Below are 1,513 nucleotides of genomic sequence, written 5' to 3' on the forward strand. Positions count from 1 at the left end.
CGAGGTAGAGGTAGAAGTCCACGGCGCTGCCGTCCTTCTCGGTGCAGCGCCGCAGCTTGCCGTAGCCGTTCATCCACGAGTGCGAACGCTCGACCTCCTCATGCTGTTGTCAAGCCGCAGCTGTGACAGGAGTTGGAGCGTGGTAGCACTCTCCGTCACGGATCATGGCGAACAGGACGTTGACGCGTCGGCGGGCCAGGGCCAGTACGGCCTGTTTGTGCTGCTTCTTCTCCGCCCTCTTGCGATCGTAGAAGCGGCGGGATTCTGGGCAGCTGCGGATGCTGATCTGCGCGGAGGTGTAGAAGACGCGCTGGAGCCCTCGGTGGTAACGGCGGGGCCGGTGAAGGTTGCCGCTGACGCTGCCGGAGTCGCGTGGCACCGGGGCGACGCCGGCGAAGGCCGCAAGATGGTCGGCGCTGCTGAAGCGGCTGAGGCTTCCGCCGGTGGCGGCCAGGAATTCGGCGCCCAGCAGCGGGCCTACGCCGGGCATGCTGGAGATCACGGCGGCGAGTTCGTGCTCGCGAAACCGCGCCGCAATGAGCTTGTCCAGCGCGTGGATCTTCTCGTTGAGGCCGATCACCTCCAACGCCAGGTCGTGAACCACCTGTGCGATCGCGGCCTCACCGGGGAGCTGGGTGTGCTGCCGCTGGGCGGCCTCGGCCGCGGCGGCGGCCAGGGGGCCGGGGTTGCGGACGTTCCGCTTGGCCAGCCACGACTCCAGTCGCTTGTGACCGGCCCGGCGCAGTGCGGCGGGCGTCTGGTAGCCGCTGAGGAGTACCAGCGGGCCGGTGTTGGTCAACTCCAGAGCCCGTTCCAACGCGGGAAAGATTCCCAGCAGTTGGGCCCTCAGCCGGTTGATTTTCCGGGTGCGTTCTGCGGCCAGGTCCGCCCGGCGGTCTGTCAGGACTCGCAGCTCGACGGCCAGTTCGTTGCCGGGCTCAAGGATCTGCAGGTCACGGCGCATCCGGGCCTGATCGGCGATGACGATGGCGTCCTTCGCGTCGGTCTTGCCCATGCCGCGGTAGCCGGCCGAAGCGCGGTTCACCGCGAGCCCGGGTATGTAGACGATCTTCTGCCCGTGGTTGAGCAGCAGGTTGACGAGCAGCGCGGCCATGCCGTCGGCGACGTCCACCGCCCACACCACGTCCTCGCCCAGCGCCAGGACGTCGCCCATGAGCTCTAGCAGCTCGGGCTCGTCGTTCAGAACTCGGCGCGAGAGCAGCTTCTCGCCGTCGGCGTCCAAGACCGCACAATGGTGGTGGGTCTTGCCGATGTCGGTCCCCGCCCAGTTTCGGGCCACAGCTTCCTCCGGTCGTTCGATGGACGCGGTTCATCCGGACGACCTCGCCAGCGTGGTCCTACTCAGCGATCACCCCAGGGGTGCGCAGCTCCTCATCAGCGGTCGAGTCGTCGTGTGGCCCGGGCGGCCAGGTAGAGCGAGCCATCGCGGGCAACCACCCACAAGCCATACCCGGGCCACTGGATCTTCCGGACACTACGACAGCCCATCCGA

General features: G+C 67.7%; 1 protein-coding gene and 1 pseudogene. Both read right to left on the reverse strand.

Annotation, left to right across the window (positions count from 1 at the left end; translation table 11 throughout):
- A pseudogene (locus ACFYX0_RS47780) lies at positions 1–94 on the reverse strand (IS5/IS1182 family transposase); the annotation flags it as partial.
- Positions 95–109: 15 nt separating this feature from the next.
- A complete protein-coding gene (locus ACFYX0_RS47785; protein WP_388982125.1) occupies positions 110–1,300 on the reverse strand; it encodes an IS110 family transposase in 1,191 nt (396 codons plus the stop codon).
- Positions 1,301–1,513: the final 213 nt, after the last annotated feature.

It is taken from the genome of Streptomyces sp. NPDC002573, assembly GCF_042889625.1.
Taxonomy (GTDB): domain Bacteria; phylum Actinomycetota; class Actinomycetes; order Streptomycetales; family Streptomycetaceae; genus Streptomyces; species Streptomyces gibsoniae.